Source organism: Sodalis sp. C49, assembly GCF_046352915.1.
GTDB lineage: Bacteria > Pseudomonadota > Gammaproteobacteria > Enterobacterales > Enterobacteriaceae > Acerihabitans.
The window spans coordinates 3631801-3651551 of sequence record NZ_CP163303.1 but is presented as its reverse complement, the minus strand read 5'-3'; the positions used below and the strand labels follow the sequence as shown (position 1 = coordinate 3651551).

The 19751-nt window shown below is 54.9% G+C and carries 18 protein-coding genes; all 18 read right to left on the bottom strand.

Going from position 1 to position 19751, the window contains the following annotated elements; all coding sequences use genetic code 11:
* Positions 1–55 precede the first annotated feature (55 nt).
* Complete coding sequence (locus ABUK12_RS16400) at positions 56–673, bottom strand: Crp/Fnr family transcriptional regulator (protein WP_410012848.1); 618 nt, start codon at positions 671–673, stop codon at positions 56–58.
* Positions 648–2162, bottom strand: a complete 1515-nt coding sequence (locus ABUK12_RS16395) for a sulfatase-like hydrolase/transferase (protein WP_410016673.1) — start codon at positions 2160–2162, stop codon at positions 648–650. Before ABUK12_RS16395 ends, ABUK12_RS16400 begins: the two co-directional genes overlap by 26 nt.
* Entirely contained in the window at positions 2159–3850 is a 1692-nt protein-coding gene (locus ABUK12_RS16390; RefSeq protein WP_410012847.1) for a solute:sodium symporter family transporter, read from the bottom strand. Before ABUK12_RS16390 ends, ABUK12_RS16395 begins: the two co-directional genes overlap by 4 nt.
* A gap of 557 nt (positions 3851–4407) precedes the next feature.
* Positions 4408–6240: a glutamine--fructose-6-phosphate transaminase (isomerizing) gene (gene glmS, locus ABUK12_RS16385; RefSeq protein WP_410012846.1), complete on the bottom strand. Its 1833-nt coding sequence runs from the start codon at positions 6238–6240 to the stop codon at positions 4408–4410.
* A 277-nt stretch (positions 6241–6517) separates the two neighbouring features.
* Complete coding sequence (gene glmU / locus ABUK12_RS16380; protein WP_410012845.1) at positions 6518–7897, bottom strand: bifunctional UDP-N-acetylglucosamine diphosphorylase/glucosamine-1-phosphate N-acetyltransferase GlmU; 1380 nt, start codon at positions 7895–7897, stop codon at positions 6518–6520.
* A 338-nt stretch (positions 7898–8235) separates the two neighbouring features.
* Positions 8236–8658, bottom strand: coding sequence for a F0F1 ATP synthase subunit epsilon (locus ABUK12_RS16375; protein WP_410012844.1), 423 nt, complete (start codon positions 8656–8658; stop codon positions 8236–8238).
* A 20-nt stretch (positions 8659–8678) separates the two neighbouring features.
* The gene (gene atpD, locus ABUK12_RS16370; protein WP_410012843.1) at positions 8679–10061 is read right to left on the bottom strand and encodes a F0F1 ATP synthase subunit beta; all 1383 of its coding nucleotides are present in this window, start codon (positions 10059–10061) and stop codon (positions 8679–8681) included.
* A 33-nt stretch (positions 10062–10094) separates the two neighbouring features.
* Positions 10095–10961, bottom strand: coding sequence for a F0F1 ATP synthase subunit gamma (atpG, locus tag ABUK12_RS16365; protein ID WP_410012842.1), 867 nt, complete (start codon positions 10959–10961; stop codon positions 10095–10097).
* A 50-nt stretch (positions 10962–11011) separates the two neighbouring features.
* A complete protein-coding gene (gene atpA / locus ABUK12_RS16360; RefSeq protein ID WP_410012841.1) occupies positions 11012–12553 on the bottom strand; it encodes a F0F1 ATP synthase subunit alpha in 1542 nt (513 codons plus the stop codon).
* Positions 12554–12565: 12 nt separating this feature from the next.
* Positions 12566–13099 carry a F0F1 ATP synthase subunit delta gene (gene atpH / locus ABUK12_RS16355; RefSeq protein ID WP_410012840.1) on the bottom strand — a complete coding sequence of 178 codons (534 nt, stop codon included), beginning with the start codon at positions 13097–13099 and terminating at the stop codon, positions 12566–12568.
* Positions 13100–13113: 14 nt separating this feature from the next.
* A complete protein-coding gene (gene atpF / locus ABUK12_RS16350) occupies positions 13114–13584 on the bottom strand; it encodes a F0F1 ATP synthase subunit B (RefSeq protein WP_410012839.1) in 471 nt (156 codons plus the stop codon).
* A gap of 63 nt (positions 13585–13647) precedes the next feature.
* Entirely contained in the window at positions 13648–13887 is a 240-nt protein-coding gene (gene atpE / locus ABUK12_RS16345) for a F0F1 ATP synthase subunit C (protein ID WP_132924133.1), read from the bottom strand.
* Positions 13888–13936: 49 nt separating this feature from the next.
* Positions 13937–14758, bottom strand: coding sequence for a F0F1 ATP synthase subunit A (gene atpB, locus ABUK12_RS16340; protein ID WP_410012838.1), 822 nt, complete (start codon positions 14756–14758; stop codon positions 13937–13939).
* An 8-nt stretch (positions 14759–14766) separates the two neighbouring features.
* Complete coding sequence (atpI, locus tag ABUK12_RS16335) at positions 14767–15147, bottom strand: F0F1 ATP synthase subunit I (RefSeq protein ID WP_410012837.1); 381 nt, start codon at positions 15145–15147, stop codon at positions 14767–14769.
* A 634-nt stretch (positions 15148–15781) separates the two neighbouring features.
* Entirely contained in the window at positions 15782–16402 is a 621-nt protein-coding gene (gene rsmG / locus ABUK12_RS16330) for a 16S rRNA (guanine(527)-N(7))-methyltransferase RsmG (RefSeq protein WP_410016672.1), read from the bottom strand.
* A gap of 42 nt (positions 16403–16444) precedes the next feature.
* A complete protein-coding gene (gene mnmG, locus ABUK12_RS16325; RefSeq protein ID WP_410012836.1) occupies positions 16445–18334 on the bottom strand; it encodes a tRNA uridine-5-carboxymethylaminomethyl(34) synthesis enzyme MnmG in 1890 nt (629 codons plus the stop codon).
* Between the two features lie 374 nt (positions 18335–18708).
* The gene (gene mioC, locus ABUK12_RS16320) at positions 18709–19167 is read right to left on the bottom strand and encodes an FMN-binding protein MioC (protein ID WP_410012835.1); all 459 of its coding nucleotides are present in this window, start codon (positions 19165–19167) and stop codon (positions 18709–18711) included.
* Positions 19168–19256: 89 nt separating this feature from the next.
* Positions 19257–19718 carry a transcriptional regulator AsnC gene (asnC, locus tag ABUK12_RS16315; protein WP_410012834.1) on the bottom strand — a complete coding sequence of 154 codons (462 nt, stop codon included), beginning with the start codon at positions 19716–19718 and terminating at the stop codon, positions 19257–19259.
* Positions 19719–19751 lie beyond the last annotated feature (33 nt).

Here is a 19751-nt window from a genome sequence, read left to right as displayed (position 1 = left end):
CGACTCCAAACAATATTGCGCGTCAAATACCATGCCGCACCGGCAGCGGCGGCAGTTAACCGGTAAATTCATCCGGCAACAGTCCCTGTAGCTTGAGCTCACTGCCATGGCGGATAGCGGTTTCCGTTTCGCAACCCGCGTATTCGGCAATTTCACGCCAGGTCCATTCATAGCCCGGCCATTGCCGGTATAAATAGTGAATGCCCAGTAATACCCGTTGCTGGGATTTATCGTAGGCCATGCTGGCCAGCCTTTTTTCCGCCTCGCCCAGATCACGCGCCAGCCGCATGAACAAATAGACATTCAGGCGCGGATAGCGGCATAAAAACCGCTGCGGCTGATAGGGGGTAATGCGCGTTACCGTAGCGGTGCGCTGCACGCGCGAGGAACAGTGGTAAAACGTATTACCGAACAGGCTGCGGTAGCCGAAAAAATCACCGGGGCCAAACAGGCGGATCAGGCACACCTTACCGTTCTCCAGCATATGGTACAGCCCCACCAACCCACTGTGCAGGTAATAAAAAGAGAGGGCCTCATCCTCCTGGGGATAAATGCGCGTTTGCTTCGGCAACTGATCCAGCCGGGTAAACATGGCGTGTTCGCTGCCGGACAATTCTGCGAATACGGCGCGGCCCTCGTCCCCATCCTCAGAATTTTTGTCTTTTTTCCTCAATTTTTACTCCCTTGGTCGGCAGGCCGGTATCGTAATCCCTGACCACCGGCGAGACGTAATCATCCGGTTTAGGACGAAACGCGCCCAGCCATTGCTCATGCCTGTCGGGCCGCCACGGGCGCATGGCCCAGCGATAGCTGCGAAACGGATCGCGAATACGATCCATAAAGTCTAATAAGCTATCATGCAATGCATTACGCCGTTCCGCATAGTCGTCCCGGCCAATCAGGTTTATCAGTTCCTCGGGATCGTTGCGCCGGTCATAGAGTTCATCATCGTCAAACAGATTAATCACCAGTTTTAAATCATTGGTGACCCAGGCGCGCATCGGGATAAAACCGCCGAAGCTGTCATGTTCTATTTCATAACGGTTAAATTCCACCATGACCGACCGCTCCCGTTCCCGCTCCGCCGACGACAGCATAGGCAGCAGGCTTTCGCCGTGCAGCGACGGCGGCACCGGGATACCGGCAATCGATAATAACGTCGGCAACAGGTCGATATGGCTCACCGGTGTATCAATCTCCCGCGCCGGCAGGCCGGGCCCGTGGATGATAAAGGGAATGCGGCAGATGTCGTCATAGCCTGCCGAGCCTTTGCTGATAAGTTGATGCGCTCCCATCATTTCACCGTGATCGGAGGTATACACTATCCAGGTATTTTCCCATTCGTCGGGGGTAAGGTGGTTCAGCACGCGTCCTATCTGGTCGTCGACAAAATCATTGCAGGCAAAATAAATCGGATGATGATAGGTGGCGCCATCCGTTACCGGCGACGGCATCGCCCTGGCCCACAAACGCTGGTGCATCGGTTTATCGCTGAGATCATCGGTTCCTTTTGCGCCCAGCGGGTAATGGAAATCGGCAAAACGGTCGAGATAACGCGGCGGGCAGGTAAAGGGATGATGCGGCTCATCGTAAGAAAGCACCAGCAGGAACGGTTTCTCGCGCCGCAGGCGCTGCTTATCGATAAAATGTATCGCGCGCTGGCTGATGCGATAGCCCCAGGTAAATTCATCATCAATCTGATGTTGTTCAAGTTCTTCCTTTGAATTCAGCCCGTTGCGCCATAAGCTGATTTTTTCTTCCGGCAGGTCATGCAGGTAATTAGCGCCATCGTACCAATATTCCGCCGCCCATTCCGGCGGACAGATGCCGGTGCCGAAATAGTCGTGGCCATCAAGATGCCATTTACCGATATAGGCGGTTTGCCAGCCGGCATCCTGAAAATAGTTGCCCAGGGTGCGCATATTCTTACCCGGCGCCAGATTATTGGTCCAGGGACCGCTTTGGTTGGAATACAGGCCGGTGAACAGTCCCGCGCGCGCCGGGGTGCACAGCGGCGCGGTGGTAAATGCCGAATTGAATTTGGCCCCGCGCCCGGCCAGCGCATCGATATGCTCGGTATGCAGGGGAAGGCCGGTATAGCACCCGACCATATTGGTGGCCTGCGTATCGGTCATGATAAAAATTATATTAGGTTGCATCAGGCGATTTCCTCCCTGGTTTTGGTTTTTCTCAAACCGGCGAATATCAGCCAGCCGGAAATGGCGACAACGGTTATGCCCGCGATCCAGCATAACCAGAGGCTGTGCCAGCCGCCGAAGCGGGCGAGAAAGGCATAAATAAATATCATCGCCGCAATAACGCCGACGGAGGCGATTTTTACCGACCGCCACGGCGACATATCCACCGCCAGGGAATCATGGAAGACAAACGGGGTGGCGCGCGGCGCAAGTTTACCGATAACCAGCATCACCAACGCGTTCAGGCAAAACGTTATCGCCAGCACATACAGGAAATGAATAGGGAAATGGAAAACGTAATTGATCAGGATATAGCTGACGATACCTAACAGCAGCGCCAGCTTGGCCGCCATGGCCGGGATACGCGGGAAAAAGAACCCCATGATGATAATGGTGACCAGGGGAACGTTGTACACCCCGTTAAGCTGCTTCATCCAGCTGTATAATCCTTCGGGGGCATTGGCAATGCCGGGGGCTACCACCACCGACACCAGCGCCAGGATCAGGGCGAAATAACGCCCCACCAACACCTGTTTTTTGGACGTGGCGTCAGGATTGATAATACGGCTGTAGATACCCATGCTGAATAAAGTGCTGGCGCTGTTTAAAAACCCGTTGAACACGCTGATAATGGCGCCGAACAGCACGGCGCCGAAAAAACCGACCAGGGGCGCGGGCAGGATCTGGTTGACCAGCACCGGGTAGGCCATATCCGCCTTGGGCAGCCCTTGATACAGGTGATAGGCGATAACGCCGGGCAGGACCAGGATTATCGGGTCGAGCATTTTCAGCAGCGCCGTCAGCAGCGCGCCTTTTTGCCCTTCGGCCAGGTTCTTGGCGGCCAGGGTACGCTGGACGATGCCCTGGTTGGTACACCAGTAAAAGGTATTCACCAGCACCAGGCCGGTCAAGGCGGCGCCGATGGGCACCGGGTCATGGGCGCCACCGATGGAGTTGAGGCGCTCGGCATGATCCGCCGTCAGTGTATTCAGGCCGGCGATAACACTGCCGCCGCCAAGCGCCATCAGCCCGAAAAACGGCACCATCAGCCCGCCAATCACCAGGCCGATGCCATTGACGACATCGGCGACGGCAATCGCGCGCAGTCCGCCGATAACCGCGTACAGGGTGCCTATCACGCCAAGGGCTATCACCATGACTATCGTCGCGCTGCCCTGGCTCAGCCCGGTAAGGTCGCTGAAATGAAACAGGCTGTTCAGCGCCAGCGAGCCGGAATAGAGTACTATGGGCAGAAAACAGACGCCGGTGGCGATTAAAAAACAGCAGTCCACCATAATACGCGTGGTTTTGTCGTAGCGTTCTTCGATAAAATCCGGAATGGTAATAATGCCCCTCTGCAAATAACGCGGTAAAAACACCAGCGCCAGCAGGACCAGGGGAATAGCTGAAATCACCTCCCATGCCATCACCGACATGCCGAATTTATAGGCCTGTCCGCTCAGGCCGACCAATTGTTCCGTTGAAAGATTGGTCAGCATCAGCGATGCGGCAATTATTGGCGCTTTAAGGGAACGACCGGCCAGGAAATAGCCCTGCTGGGTATGGGTATCGTTTTTCCTTACTTTCCACCAGGTAACAATAGCGACAAGGCACGTAAAAAATACAAAAGAAAATATCTGTAGGCTATTCATAAATCGCACCTTTTAGTTATAAAAATATCAGCATAGATGTGACCCTTCCAATAAAATCAGAATAGTGGGCGGTCGATTAATGAGAGAAATGCGCAGCTTAAGCCGTTACGATTATTCCGTTCGGTACAGGCAAGCGGCGAGCGGAGCCATGCCGCACGTCAGGCGGCATTTCCCGCGGTAAAAACCCAGGAGAAAGTCGTCGCAGGCCAGACAAGCCGGTAATAGTGTATTGTTGACATGACAGATGTTTTACACTTTTCAGCACCCTATTTTTATGACCGTTGTCATAAGCCGGCATGACCCCGCTCACATAATCATTATTGTTATATTCCGGGTGGGGACAAGAAGTTTCTCGTAAATAACCATGCGTAAATTAATTAAGCTTATTTGAATTACGCATTTGCAATATCAATATAAGGAAAAGGATTTATTGGGGTGTGATCGGGCAAAAAAAAAATCCGCTGGGGCTTTGCCATCCCCACCGGATCCGATTAACGCTGTGTCGGTTTTTGCGATCACTTTGCAAGCGGCGGCTTAGGTGCCGCCGCAGACGCGGGTTACTCCACCGTCACCGATTTTGCCAGATTACGCGGCTGGTCGACATCGGTGCCTTTGATCAGCGCAATATGATACGCCAGCAGCTGCAACGGCACCGTGTAGAATATCGGCGCCACAATCTCTTCTACGTGCGGCAGCGGGATGATTTTCATATTTTCGCTGTCGGTAAAACCGGCGTTCTCTTCGGCAAAGACATATAACAGGCCGCCGCGGGCGCGCACTTCCTCGATGTTCGACTTGAGTTTTTCCAGCAATTCATTATTGGGGGCAATAACGATTACCGGCATATCGGCGTCGATCAGCGCCAGCGGGCCGTGTTTCAGCTCGCCCGCCGCATAGGCTTCGGCGTGGATATACGAAATTTCCTTGAGCTTCAGCGCGCCTTCCATGGCGATGGGGTAAAGCTCGCCGCGCCCGAGAAACAGGGCGTGATGTTTATCAGAGAACCCTTCCGCCAGCTGTTCAATCGGCTTATCCAGCGCCAGCATTTGCTCGATACGGGCCGGCAGGGCCTGCAGCGCATGCACAATCTGCTGCTCGACCTGGCTATCCATGCCCTTCAGGCGGCCCAGGCGCGCCACCAGCATCAGCAATACCGTTAACTGGGTGGTGAAGGCCTTGGTGGAAGCCACGCCGATTTCCGTCCCGGCGCGGGTCATCAGCGCCAGATCGGATTCGCGCACCAGCGAGGAGCCGGCCACGTTACACACCGCCAGCGAGCCGAGGTAGCCCAGGGTTTTGGTCAGGCGCAGGGCCGCCAGGGTATCGGCGGTTTCGCCGGATTGCGACAGGGTAATGATCAGGCTGCCCGGCCGCACGGCGGATTTGCGATAGCGGAACTCGGAGGCGATTTCCACATCGCAGGGCACGCCGGCCAGCGCCTCGAACCAGTATTTCGATACCATGGCCGAATGGTACGAGGTGCCGCAGGCGATGATTTGCACATGCTGTACCTGCTCCAGCAAACGATCGCCGGCCTCGCCCAGTTCGGATAACGTGATCTGGCCGTGTAAAAAACGGCCCGCCAGGGTGTTTTTAATCGCCTGCGGCTGTTCAAAAATCTCTTTTTGCATGTAGTGGCGATAGATGCCCTTATCGCCGGCGTCGTATTTTACCTGGGACTCAATCTCCGCCCGTTGCACCGGGTTGCCGCGCGTATCCCATACGCGCACCGTGCGGCGGGTAATTTCGGCGATATCGCCCTCTTCCAGGAACATAAACCGGCGGGTGACCGGCAGCAGCGCCAGCTGATCGGACGCCAGGAAGTTTTCGCCCACGCCCAGGCCAATCACCAGCGGACTACCGGATCGCGCCGCCACCAGCACGCTTGGGTCCTTGCTATCCATGATAACTGTGCCATAGGCGCCGCGCAGGTGCGGGATCACGCGCAGGATCACTTCAGCCAGCGTGCCGCCGCCCTGGCGCTGTTCCCAATGCACCAGGTGGGCGATAACCTCGGTATCGGTTTCGGACGCGAATACATAGCCGCGCTCCACCAGCAGTTTACGCAGCGGTTCATGGTTTTCGATGATACCGTTATGCACCACCACGATATGCCCGGAGACATGGGGATGGGCATTATTCTCCGAGGGTTCCCCGTGGGTGGCCCAACGGGTATGGGCGATGCCCGTGCCGCCGGTCAGCGGATGCTCCGCCGCCGCCTGCGACAACGCGGCAACCTTGCCGACCCGGCGCAGCCGTTGCAAATGCCCCTCGTTATCCACCACCGCCAGGCCGGCGGAATCATACCCACGATACTCTAGCCGGCGTAATCCCTCTAACAGGATTTCGGCAATATCACGCTGCGCAACCGCGCCTACTATTCCACACATCAGTGTTATTCCTAAATGAACGGCATGCTCCGCCGTATCGATGTCTTTGACCTGACAGAGACCGGTTTTTCCGGTTTCCCCGAGCCTGTAGAACTGGGGATTATTATGTTTTGTCAGCCACTCTCGTGAAAATGGCTGACAAAACCATGATAACGGGCATGATGGGCAAGATGGTAAAGACGCCCTATCTCTCTTCCCGGCGCCAGGCTTTACTCTCATTGCGCATCATACCCGCGGCAAGCTCATGCCCAGATTTGACAAACTGCGCGTAATACCATTAACGATGCTTCTTTACCGGCCGTTGCCAGCCGGTGATATGCACCTGCCGCACCCGGCTAAGCACCAGTTCGTTTTCCGCCACGCTGCGCGTAACTGTGGTGCCGGCGCCGATGGTGGCGCCGTTGCCTATGGTAACCGGCGCCACCAGTTGGGTATCCGAGCCGACAAAGACATCATCGCCGATCACGGTCTGGTGTTTATTGGCGCCGTCATAATTGCAGGTAATGGTGCCGGCGCCGATATTCACACCGGCGCCAATTTCCGCATCACCCAGATAGCTCAGGTGCCCGGCCTTGGATCCGCGCCCCAGGCGCGCTTTTTTCATCTCGACAAAATTGCCGACATGGGCGCCCTCTTCCAGCTCCGCCCCGGGCCGCAGGCGGGCGAACGGCCCGACGGTACAGTCCGCACGCAGCCGGGCTTGATCTATGACCGTGTAGGGGCTGACCACCACGTTATCGCCAATGTCGCAGTCTTTTAATACGCAGCCGGTACCGATAACCACATTGTTGCCCAAGGATACCCGGCCCTCAATAATGACATTGGTGTCAATGGTCACATCACGGCCGTGCGTCAGCTCGCCGCGCAAATCAAAACGCGCCGGGTCGAGCAGCATGACCCCGGCCAACAGCAGATTTTCGGCCTGCTGGCGCTGATAAACCCGCTCAAGGGTTGCCAGCTGCAAACGATTATTCACGCCCTCCACTTCGCTTAGGCGATCGGGGTTAACGGTATTGATACGCCGGCCCTCGCCCCAGGCCAGGGCGATAATATCGGTAAGGTAATACTCTCCCTGAGCGTTATTGGTGGTCAGCCGGCTTAACCAGCGCTTCAGGTCGGCGCCGTTGGCCACCAGGATGCCGGTATTGATTTCGCGGATGCCCCGCTGCGCCTCGTCGGCGTCTTTGTGCTCGACGATACCGCATACATTGCCGTTTTCCCGCACGATGCGGCCATAGCCGGTAGGATCGTCCAGGGTAACGGTCAGCAGGCCGATACCGCCCTCGGGCTTGGCGGCCACCAGGCGCTCAAGGGTTGACGGCGCTATCAACGGCACATCGCCGTACAGCATCAGGATATCTTCATCATCCTGGAAAAACGGCGCCGCCTGCTGCATGGCATGGCCGGTGCCGCGCTGTTCGGCCTGCAATACCCAGCTCAGTTCCGGACCAGGGCCGGCCAACGCCTGCCGCAGTCGCTCGCCGCCGTGGCCGTAAACCAAATGGATACGCGCCGCGCCCAGGGCGGCGGCGGCGTCAATAACATGCCTGACCAGCGGTTTGCCAGCCAACGGATGCAAGACCTTGGGCAGATCGGAATACATGCGGGTGCCCTTGCCGGCGGCAAGGATCACTACGCTCATCAATCGATTCGACATAACCATCCTGATGAACCTGATTCAATAGACGAAAGTAAACCCGTTCAGAGAAGGGATTACCACATATTTTGGGCCGAAAAACACATTATGGCCGCATAATGACGTAAGCCGGGATCATTTTACCCGGTTTAGGACGCAATGCGGAAATAGTGGGCGTTTCGGGGCCAATTACCGCAGGTACAGGCTGGAATTAGTGGTTTAAGTAGGCGAAGAAGGTGAAACTTATTTCAGATCGAAAAATAAGAGCGTCAAGTTGTGACACTCTATGCTTGGAAGAGAATGAATTCCAATAAAAAAGCCAGTCACAAAGGACTGGCTTTTTAATCACACTAGCTTGATTACATTGCTTTTCTGGTCAATTCAATGACCCGCAGCTTGGCGATGGCCCTGGACAGTTCGGCCGAGGCCTGAGCATAATCCACGTCACCATGTGAATTATTGATATGCTCTTCCGCCATGCGCTTGGATTCCATTGCGCGCGCTTCATCAAGATCTTTGCCACGAATGGCGGTATCGGCCAAAACGGTAACGATGTCCGGTTGCACCTCGAGGATGCCCCCCGACAGGTAGATATACTCTTCTTCGTTATGTTCTTTGACGATACGCACCATACCGGGCTTAATGGCAGTGAGCAGCGGGGCATGGCCGGGAAAAATCCCCAGTTCGCCTTCGCTTCCCGTCACCTGGATTTTTTCCACCAGCCCGGAAAACATTTTCTGTTCCGCGCTGACGACATCCAGATGGTAAGTATTTGCAGCCATATCACCCTCCTATCACAGCGTTACAGTTTCTTGCCTTTTTCCACTGCTTCATCAATGGAACCGACCATATAGAACGCCTGCTCGGGCAGGTGATCGTATTCACCGTCCATGATGCCTTTAAAGCCGCGGATAGTGTCTTTCAGGGAAACATATTTACCCGGCGAACCGGTGAACACTTCGGCGACGAAGAACGGTTGCGACAAGAAACGCTGGATCTTACGTGCGCGGGACACCACCAGTTTGTCATCTTCTGACAGTTCGTCCATACCCAGGATGGCGATAATATCTTTCAGCTCCTGATAACGCTGAAGGATGGACTGCACGCCACGGGCCACGTCGTAGTGTTCCTGGCCGACAACCAACGGATCCAGCTGACGGCTGGTGGAGTCGAGCGGGTCAACCGCCGGGTAGATACCCAGTGAGGCGATTTGACGGCTCAATACCACGGTGGCGTCAAGGTGGGCGAAGGTGGTCGCCGGCGACGGGTCGGTTAAGTCATCCGCAGGCACATATACCGCCTGTACCGAGGTGATGGAACCGGTTTTGGTGGAGGTGATGCGTTCTTGCAGCACGCCCATTTCTTCCGCCAGCGTCGGCTGGTAGCCTACCGCTGAAGGCATACGGCCCAGCAGCGCGGATACTTCGGTCCCGGCCAGGGTATAACGATAAATGTTATCGATAAACAGCAGGACGTCGCGGCCTTCATCACGGAATTTTTCCGCCATGGTCAGCCCGGTCAGCGCCACGCGCAGACGGTTTCCCGGCGGCTCGTTCATCTGGCCGTACACCAGGGATACTTTGTCGATAACGTTCGAATCGGTCATTTCGTGGTAGAAGTCGTTCCCTTCGCGGGTACGTTCGCCCACGCCGGCAAACACCGAATAACCGGAATGCTCGATGGCGATATTACGGATAAGCTCCATCATGTTGACGGTTTTACCCACGCCGGCGCCGCCGAACAGGCCGACTTTACCGCCTTTGGCAAACGGGCACATCAGGTCGATAACCTTGATGCCGGTTTCCAGCAGTTCCTGCGAACTGGACAAATCTTCATAGCTCGGCGCCGGACGATGGATGGACCAACGTTCTTCCTCGCCGATCTCGCCTTTCATATCGACCGGTTCGCCCAGCACGTTCATGATGCGGCCCAGCGTGGCTTTACCCACCGGCACTTCGATCGAACGTTCCAGGTTGGTCACTTTCAGGCCGCGACGCAGACCGTCGGACGAGCCCATGGCGATGCAACGGACAACGCCGCCGCCTAACTGCTGTTCTACTTCCAGCACCAATTTGGCGGCGCCGTTTTCCACTTCAAGGGCGTTGTACACCTTAGGTACAGCATCCTGCGGGAACTCGACGTCAACCACGGCGCCGATAACCTGGATAACATTTCCAGTAGCCATCTTGAATCCTCTACGTAATTCGTAACCCTAAACCTAAACCGCGGCGGCTCCCGAAACGATCTCGGTGAGTTCCTGAGTGATGCTGAATTGACGAGCCTTATTGTAAACAAGTTGCAACTCTTTGATCAGGTTGCCACCGTTATCCGTTGCGGCTTTCATCGCTACCATTCGCGCGGCCTGTTCGCTGGCCAGGTTTTCAACGACGCCCTGATAAACCTGCGATTCCACATAACGGCGCAACAATGTATCCAGCAGCGCCTTGGGATCGGGTTCATACAGGTAATCCCAGGTTTTCTTCTTCAGCTCTTCCCCATCTTCCGCGGGCGGCAAGGGCAGGACCTGAAGCAGTTGCGGTACCTGGGACATGGTATTAACGAATTTGTTGCTGACAATATAGAGCTTATCCAGGCGGCCTTCGTCATACGCCTGCAGCATGACTTTAACCGGCCCAATCAGTTCAGACAGCGTGGGGTTATCCCCCATGCCGGTGACCTGGGCAACCACGTTGCTGCCGACGGCGTTGAAGAACGACACCGCCTTGGAGCCAATCAGCGCCAGTTCCGCATCAACGCCCTTTTCGCTCCAGGCTTTCATGTCCGTCAGCACTTTTTTGAACAGGTTAATGTTCAGGCCGCCGGCCAGACCACGGTCGGTGGCCACCACCAGATACCCGACGCGCTTGACGTCGCGCTCTTCCAGGTAAGGATGTTTATATTCCAGATTTCCCAAAGCAAGGTGACCAATCACATTACGCATAGTTTCTGCATAAGGACGGCTGGCCGCCATACGCTCCTGCGATTTGCGCATTTTGGATGCGGCAACCATCTCCATCGCTTTGGTGATCTTCTGCGTGTTTTGCACGCTGGCGATCTTAGTACGTATTTCTTTGGCGCTGGCCATCTCTGCTTCTCCTCATGGCGTCATGGCCTGCCGAAACAGGCCATAGCGCGTTACCAGGACTGGGTTGCCTTGAAGTTATCGAGGATGCCTTTCAGCTTGCCTTCGATTTCATCGTTATAAGCGCCGGTCTGGTTGATTTGTTGCATCAAATCGCCTTGCTCGCGGTCTACGTAGGCCAGCAGCGCGGCCTCGAAGTCGCCGACCTTTGCCAGTTCGATGTCTTCCAGGTAACCACGTTCAGCGGCGAACAACACCAGAGACTGCTGCGATACCGACATGGGAGCATATTGTTTCTGCTTCAACAGTTCGGTCACTTTTTGTCCATGATTCAGCTGCTTACGCGTTGCTTCATCCAGATCGGAAGCAAACTGGGAGAACGCGGCCAGCTCACGGTACTGAGCCAAAGCCGTACGAATACCGCCCGACAGTTTTTTCATAATCTTCGTCTGGGCTGCGCCGCCCACACGGGATACGGAAATACCGGGGTTAACGGCGGGACGAATACCGGCGTTGAACAGGCTTGATTCCAGGAAGATCTGGCCATCGGTGATGGAAATCACGTTGGTCGGAACAAACGCGGAAACGTCGCCCGCCTGGGTTTCGATGATCGGTAATGCGGTCAGCGAGCCGGTCTTGCCCTTCACTTCACCCTTGGTAAAGGCTTCTACGTATTCGGCGTTGACACGCGACGCACGTTCCAGAAGACGGGAGTGAAGATAGAATACGTCCCCGGGATAGGCTTCACGTCCAGGCGGACGACGGAGCAACAGGGAAATCTGACGGTAAGCCACGGCTTGTTTGGACAAATCATCATAGATGATCAGCGCATCTTCGCCGCGATCGCGGAAATACTCGCCCATGGCGCAGCCTGAATACGGCGCCAGGTATTGCAGGGCGGCGGATTCGGACGCGGTGGCAACCACGACAATGGTATTGGCCAGGGCGCCGTGCTCTTCCAGCTTGCGCACGACGTTCGCCACGGTGGAGGCTTTCTGGCCGATGGCGACATAGACGCACTTGATGCCGGATTCGCGCTGATTGATAATCGCATCGATCGCCAGAGCCGATTTACCGGTCTGGCGGTCGCCGATGATCAGCTCGCGCTGGCCGCGGCCGATGGGAATCATGGCATCCACGGATTTATAACCGGTCTGTACCGGCTCATCCACGGATTGGCGTTCAATAACGCCCGGCGCAATAGCCTCGACGGCGGAAAAACCGTCGTTCTCTACCGGACCCTTGCCATCGATGGGCGCGCCCAGCGTGTTGACCACGCGGCCCAGCAGGCCACGGCCAACCGGCACTTCCAGAATGCGGCCGGTGCACTTGACCTTCATGCCTTCGGCCAGATCTTCATAGGGTCCCATCACCACGGCGCCGACGGAGTCGCGTTCCAGGTTCAGGGCGATAGCGAAGCGGTTGCCCGGCAGGGCGATCATTTCACCCTGCATGACTTCGGCCAGGCCGTGAATACGGATAATCCCGTCACTCACGGAAACGATAGTACCTTCATTGTGAGCTTCGCTCACCACATTGAACTGAGCAATGCGCTGCTTGATCAGTTCGCTGATTTCGGTGGAATTCAGTTGCATGCTCCAGTCCCCTTAAGACTGCAATACGTCTGCCAGTCGTTCGAGACGACCGCGTACGCTGCCGTCTATCACCATATCGCCCGCGCGAATAATCACGCCGGCAATGACAGACTTATCAATTTTGCAATTCAGCTTAACTTTGCGTGACAGACGTTGTTCCATCGCGGCAGTAATTTTCGCCAGTTGCTCGTCTTTTAGATGGCTTACGGAAATGACGTCCACTTCCACAGTCGATTCGTGCGCGGCGCGCATCTCCATAAACTGTTCCAGCACATCCGGCAAAACTGCTAATCGTCCGTTTTCGGCCATGACCTTGATAAGATTCTGGCCCGCCTGGTCGAGTTGATCGCCGCATACCGCGATAAACGTTTCCGACAGTGTTTCTGGTGCAACCGCACCGGATAACAGTTCAGCCATCTGATCGTTGCGGCTAACCTCGGCGGTAAACGACAGCATAGCCTGCCACTGTTCAACGCTCTGATGCTCGACGGCAAAGTCAAAAGCTGCTTTGGCGTAGGGGCGAGCTACCGTTACTAATTCAGACATCAGCCCCTCCCTCCCTACAGTTCAGCGACCAGTTTATCTACGATGTCGCTGTTGGCAGCTTCATCCACGGAACGTTCGATGATCTTCTCGGCACCCGCTAAAGCCAGCAGCGCGACCTGTTTCCGCAGCTCTTCACGAGCCCGTTTGGTTTCGGCCTGAATTTCTGCCTGAGCCTGCGCTACGATTCTGTTACGTTCGTCTTCCGCTTCCGCTTTCGCTTCGTCCATAATCTGAGCTTTGCGCTTGTTGGCTTGCTCGATGATTGCCTGGGCTTCGGCTCTGGCCTTCTTCAGTTGATCGGTCGCATTGGCTTGCGCTATATCCACCTCTTTTTTCGCCAGATCCGCAGAAGCGAGGCCATCAGCAATTTCTTTCTGACGCTTCTCTATGGCTGCGATAAGCGGCGGCCATATGTATTTCATGCAGAACAGGACAAACAGGATGAACGCGATGGCCTGGCCGAGGATTGTTGCGTTAAGATTCACAGCACAATGCCTCTTATAAAGTTAACGGTTTGATGTTGTATTAATTTCACGCAATGCTACACACTACGCTACGGCAAACATCACGTACAGTCCCAGACCCACGGCAATCATCGGGATGGCGTCGACCAGACCCATAACGATAAAGAACTGAGTACGCAGCAGAGGGATCAGATCCGGCTGACGCGCTGCACCTTCCAAAAATTTACCACCCAGGATGCCGATACCGATCGCAGCACCGATTGCCGCCAGACCCATCATCACAGCGGCAGCCATGTACAGCAGATCGAGATTCAGGTTTTCCATGACAGTCTCCAGTTTGTTTCAGATTAAACGCAACAGTATTGTAAAAATATCAGTGTTCTTCGGACGCCATCGCTAGATAGACAATCGTCAGCACCATAAAGATAAAGGCTTGCAACGTAATGATCAGTATGTGGAAAATGGCCCAGGGCACATTCAGGATCCACTGCGACCACCACGGTAACAGACCGGCAATCAGAATGAAGATCAACTCACCCGCATACATATTGCCGAACAACCGAAGGCCTAAGGAAACTGGTTTGGACAGTAAGCTCACGCCTTCGAGAATCAGGTTGATGGGTATAAACGCCCAATGGTTAAACGGCTGCATGGTGAGTTCTTTGACAAAACCACCGATCCCTTTCATCCGCACGCTATAGATGAGAATGAGGATAAAGACCCCCAGCGCCATGGATATGGTGATATTCACGTCGGCGGAAGGCACCACGCGCAGCGCCGGTAGTCCCATATAACGCTCGGCGATGGTCGGCAGCAGATCGATAGGCAGCAAATCCATCAGGTTCATCAGGAAAACCCAGACGAAGATGGTCAGCGCCAGCGGCGCGATAAGTTTGCTTTTACCGTGGAACATATCCCGCACGCTGCCGTCGACAAACCCGATAATCAGTTCAACCGCCGTCTGCAGTTTACCGGGAACGCCGCTGGTAGCCCTTCTGGCGACGCGCGAGAAAATCGTAATAAAAATCACGCCGAGCAGAACGGAAAAGAACATGGAGTCAATGTTCAGCGTCCAGAATGTTGCCGGGCCGTTATGGGGATTAACCAGTTCAAAAGTACGCAGGTCCAACTGAAGGTTGTTCAGGTGGTGGCCTATGTATTCCTGTGGAGTAGAGATTTCTCCTGATGCAGACATGATGCCTCTTACCCTTTGTTGTTAATTACGGCCGGTGCCAATATCTGCACAATCAGCACCGATAAATAGGTCAGGCCCAATGGAACAAACGCGGCCCTGAACATCCCAAGCGCTACGATAAGCAAAGCTATGGTAGCGACGACCTTGAGCGCCTCTCCGATGGCAAAAGACCAGGCAACACGCCCCGCGGCCGGAACTTTCACCTGATGGCGCCAGGTAAAGAGTACAAACAACACGTTCGGCAGCCAGGCCGCCAATCCTCCGCCCAGGGCGGATGCGGCCCACTGCGGGCTGCGCAAGGCGAACAACGCGCCCAGCAGGCCCAACGTCAATAACTGGATAAACAACACTTTTCCAGCAACTTTCCCACTGTAGAGGGAAAAGGACATTATTTCACTTCCCCCATACCTGTTCCGGTCAGGCTGAAGGTGTATAAAACTGCCTTTAGCGCGATGAGTCAAGTAGCGAAAAACGTGCAAATTATACGGGTAGACACTACGAATTCAATGCATAAGTAGCGAAAAGGTGAACAATAATTTAAATTCCTTCGTTTTACCCGTTTTCCCCGCTAAAGCGCGGGAATGATACCATGCATAACTTTATACTGCTTGGGCAATTATTGCTTCTGAAACTGTGCGTCTGATCACGTTATAGTTCGCTAATTTTTATGGCTTGTCGGCGGGCTTTTTTTGCCTCTCATTAAAATAACTATAAAAACACATTAATTTTCAAACAGTTATATATTAACGTGTCCTAAAAAAGCCTTATATCATCACAATCGCGCCGGAGTGTGATGAGGCGGCTTATTCTCTGCCAAAGCCGGCGGTAATATCACTGACATTTTTGGACACATATATTTTACACAGTGACTATTAGCCTTAGAACTAAATGAGCGACAATACAATATGATAAAATAATGTAAAATTTAAGTAACCGAGATTTGAAATTACACCGCCGGGAAATGCGGCCGTCCGGCAAAAACCGCGATAATTCTATTCAATCTTTTATTGATAAAAAACAAATTTAACGCACCCCGATCACCACTAAATGCCGCTCGCCCTGCAATTGCGGCACGGACAGCGTAATCACTGATTCCAGCACGTATTTTTCCGGCAACGCGGACAATTCCTCCGCCGGCACCTGCCCTTTCAGCGCATAAAAACGGCCTGCCGGCACGGCGGGCAAATGATGACACCAGGCCAGCATATCGCCCACCGAAGCAAAGGCGCGGCTGATAACGCCGTCAAAACCCGTGACCGGCGCATAGTCCTCCACCCGGCTCTGCACCGGTTCGATATTGTCCAGCCGCAGTTCGTGTTGCACCTGGCGCAGGAAGCGAATGCGCTTGCCCAGGCTATCGAGCAGGGTAAAGCGGGAATCGGGGCGGACGATGGCCAGCGGAATGCCGGGCAAGCCGGCGCCGGTGCCCACATCGATAAAATGCCGGCCGCGCAGATGCGGATCGACCACGATGCTATCCAGAATATGGCGGATCAGCATTTGCGCGGGATCGCGCACTGACGTCAGGTTATACGCCTTGTTCCATTTATCCAGCAGTTCAACGTAGCGTACCAGCTGCCGCTTTTGCCCATCGGGCAGCGCAATGCCGGCGGCGTTGAGTAAGACTTCCAGTTTGGCCAGCATGGCGGGATCCTTAAAAATAAGCGGGGTGGCGGACATGTCATCTCAGGCGCTGCGGCGCAGCATGCCCTGCTTTTTCAGCCATACCAGCAAAATGGAAATCGCCGCCGGGGTGATGCCGGAAATGCGTGAGGCCTGCCCAATGGAATTGGGTTTGTGATCGTTAAGCTTGGCGATCGCTTCATTGGACAAGCCTGATACCTGCCGGTAATCCAGCTCCGCCGGCAGCAGGGTATTTTCATTACGCAGCTGGCGGTCGATCTCTTCCTGCTGACGGGTGATATAACCCGCATATTTAATCTGGATTTCCACCTGCTCCGCCGCCTGCGGATCGGTAAGCGCGGGCGAAAACATCGGTAGCCCGGTCAGGACGCCGTAAGTCATCTCCGGACGCCTGAGCAGTTCTTCGCCGCTGGCTTCGCGTGACAAAGGCGCCTTAAGCAGCAGGTTGATCTGTTCAACCTCGGCGGTGCGGGGATTAACCCAGACGTCGCGCAGGCGCTGGCGCTCCCGCTCGATATTGTCCAGTTTCTCGCTAAAGCGCGCCCAACGCTCATCGTCCACCAGCCCCAGCTGCCGGCCGGTTTCGGTCAGGCGTAAATCCGCGTTATCCTCGCGCAGCAGCAGCCGGTATTCAGCGCGCGAGGTAAACATACGATAGGGTTCCTTGGTGCCCAGGGTGCAAAGATCATCCACCAGCACGCCCAGATAGGCCTGATCGCGGCGTGGGAACCACCCTTCCTGGTCATTGGCCAGGCGGCCGGCGTTGATGCCCGCCAGCATGCCCTGGGCGGCGGCTTCTTCGTAGCCGGTGGTACCGTTGATCTGCCCGGCGAAGAATAATCCGGCAATGTATTTGCTCTCAAGCGTCTGCTTCAAATCGCGCGGATCAAAAAAATCATACTCGATGGCATAGCCGGGCCGAACGATGGCGGCGTTTTCCAGTCCTTTCATCGAATGCACGATTTTCATCTGCACATCAAACGGCAGGCTGGTGGAAATGCCGTTGGGATAAACTTCATTGCTGGTCAGCCCTTCAGGTTCAAGGAAAATCTGATGGGAGTCGCGATCGGCAAAACGCATGACCTTGTCTTCGATGGAAGGACAATAGCGCGGTCCCACGCCTTCGATGACGCCGGCGTACATCGGGCTGCGATCCAGGTTCTGCCGGATCACCTCATGGGTGTTCTCATTGGTGTAGGTAATATAACAAGGCACCTGGCGCGGATGCTGTTCAACCGAGCCCATAAACGAGAATACCGGTAACGGCACATCGCCCTGCTGGGTCGCCAGCTGGCTGAAGTCGATGGTTCTGGCGTCCAGGCGCGGCGGGGTGCCGGTTTTCAGGCGTTTTACCCGGAACGGCAGCTCACGCAGACGTTTGGACAATGAGATCGACGGCGGATCGCCCGCCCGGCCACCGCTGTAATGATCCATGCCGATGTGGATCTTGCCGTCCAGGAAAGTCCCGACGGTCAGTACCACCGCCCTGGCCCTGAATTTCAGGCCCATCTGGGTCACCGCCCCGACCACGCGATCGTTTTCGACGATAAGATCTTCCACCGCCTGCTGGAAGATCATCAGGTTGGGCTGGTTCTCCAATGCGGTTCGGATCGCCAGGCGATACAGCAGCCGATCCGCCTGGGCACGGGTGGCGCGCACCGCCGGCCCTTTGCTGGCGTTTAGTATCCTAAACTGTATCCCCGCCAGGTCGATCGCCTTGGCCATCAGGCCGCCCATGGCGTCGATTTCCTTGACCAAATGGCCTTTGCCTATCCCGCCGATTGCCGGATTACAGGACATTTGTCCAAGCGTATCAATATTATGCGTCAACAGCAGGGTCTTGCGGCCCATCCTGGCCGCCGCCATGGCAGCTTCGGTGCCGGCATGGCCGCCACCGATGATGATGACGTCAAATTGATCGGGATAAAACATGATAACTCTTCCTCGCATGGGGCCATCGCCTGGGGCGAACGATCGTCAAGGGCGGTTGGGAAAGTGGATTCTACTCAACTTTGCGGGTGATACAAGCCCTGGGGATCCGCAGGTAATTAAAGAAAGATCTTTTTATTTAAAGATCTCTTTATTATGTCTACTACTATGATCGCGATCCTCTGTGGATAAGCCTTTAAACAGCCGCAATATCAGATCGTTGCTGACGATCGTTTGCTGTGAATGATCGGTGATCCCAAACGGTATAAGCTGGGATCAAGATCGGTACTTATCCACTGATTGAAAAACGCACAAGGGTTATACAGTGGATAAGTACCGGTTATAGGCGGGTTTTAAGCATACTTATACACAAAAAATCAGCGATCTTTTTTAGTTTTTATTAAGTCGATCCAGCTTTCCGCCCATTCTTCCGCCGGATCCTCGGGAATTTCATGTTGCGTGATATCGATCTTTAATATTTCGCCGATGCGCACCGCGCCGCGCGCGATCATGTGACGATCGATAGCGTCGATCGCCCCGCAAAAGGTATCGTATTCACTGCTGCCGATGCCGACCGCGCCATATCTAACATTGGCCAGCGACGGCTGCTCGGTTTCCAGTTGTTCAAACAGCGGCTGCAAATTATCCGGCAGATCCCCGGCGCCGTGCGTCGAGGATACGATCAGCCACAGGCCTTCCAAAGTTATCTCTTCCAATTCGGGACCGTGCAGCACAGTGGCGGTAAACCCCTGATTTTCAAGAATACCGGCAAGGTGTTCCGCCACGTATTCGGCGCTGCCCAGGGTGCTGCCACTGACGATCGTTATATCGGCCATATTCTTTCCGTCTGATCAAAGAGCCGATATTGTACGCTGTGTATCGCCTGGGATCTACCTGTGGACAATAGGGGTATAACAATTTGCCGTCAGGGGACGATCGTACGGCTGATGGGGTTTTGCAGCGAGATCAGCGTTTCCGTGGATTGGATTTCATCAATGGTCTGGATCTTGTTGATAAGTACTTCCTGCAAGGCATCGATGGAGCGGCACATGACTTTGATAAAAATGCTGTAATGCCCCGTGGTGTAATAGGCTTCCACCACTTCCTCCAGCGCATCGAGTTTTTTCAGCGCCGACGGGTAGTCCTTGGCGCTCTTGAGAATGATGCCGATAAAGCAGCAGACGTCATAACCCAGGTGCTTGGCGCTGACGTCTACCCGGGCGCCGGTAATAATACCCGCCTGCTTCATTTTCTCCACCCGCACATGAATGGTGCCGGCGCTGACCGCTAATTGCTTGGCAAGCTCGGCATAGGCGGTACGGGCATTGGCCATCAGCGCCTGCAAAATGGCGCGATCGAGCGCATCTATCTGATAATTTTCCGGCATTATTTCCTCTTTGGTGACAACAGGCGACCCCTG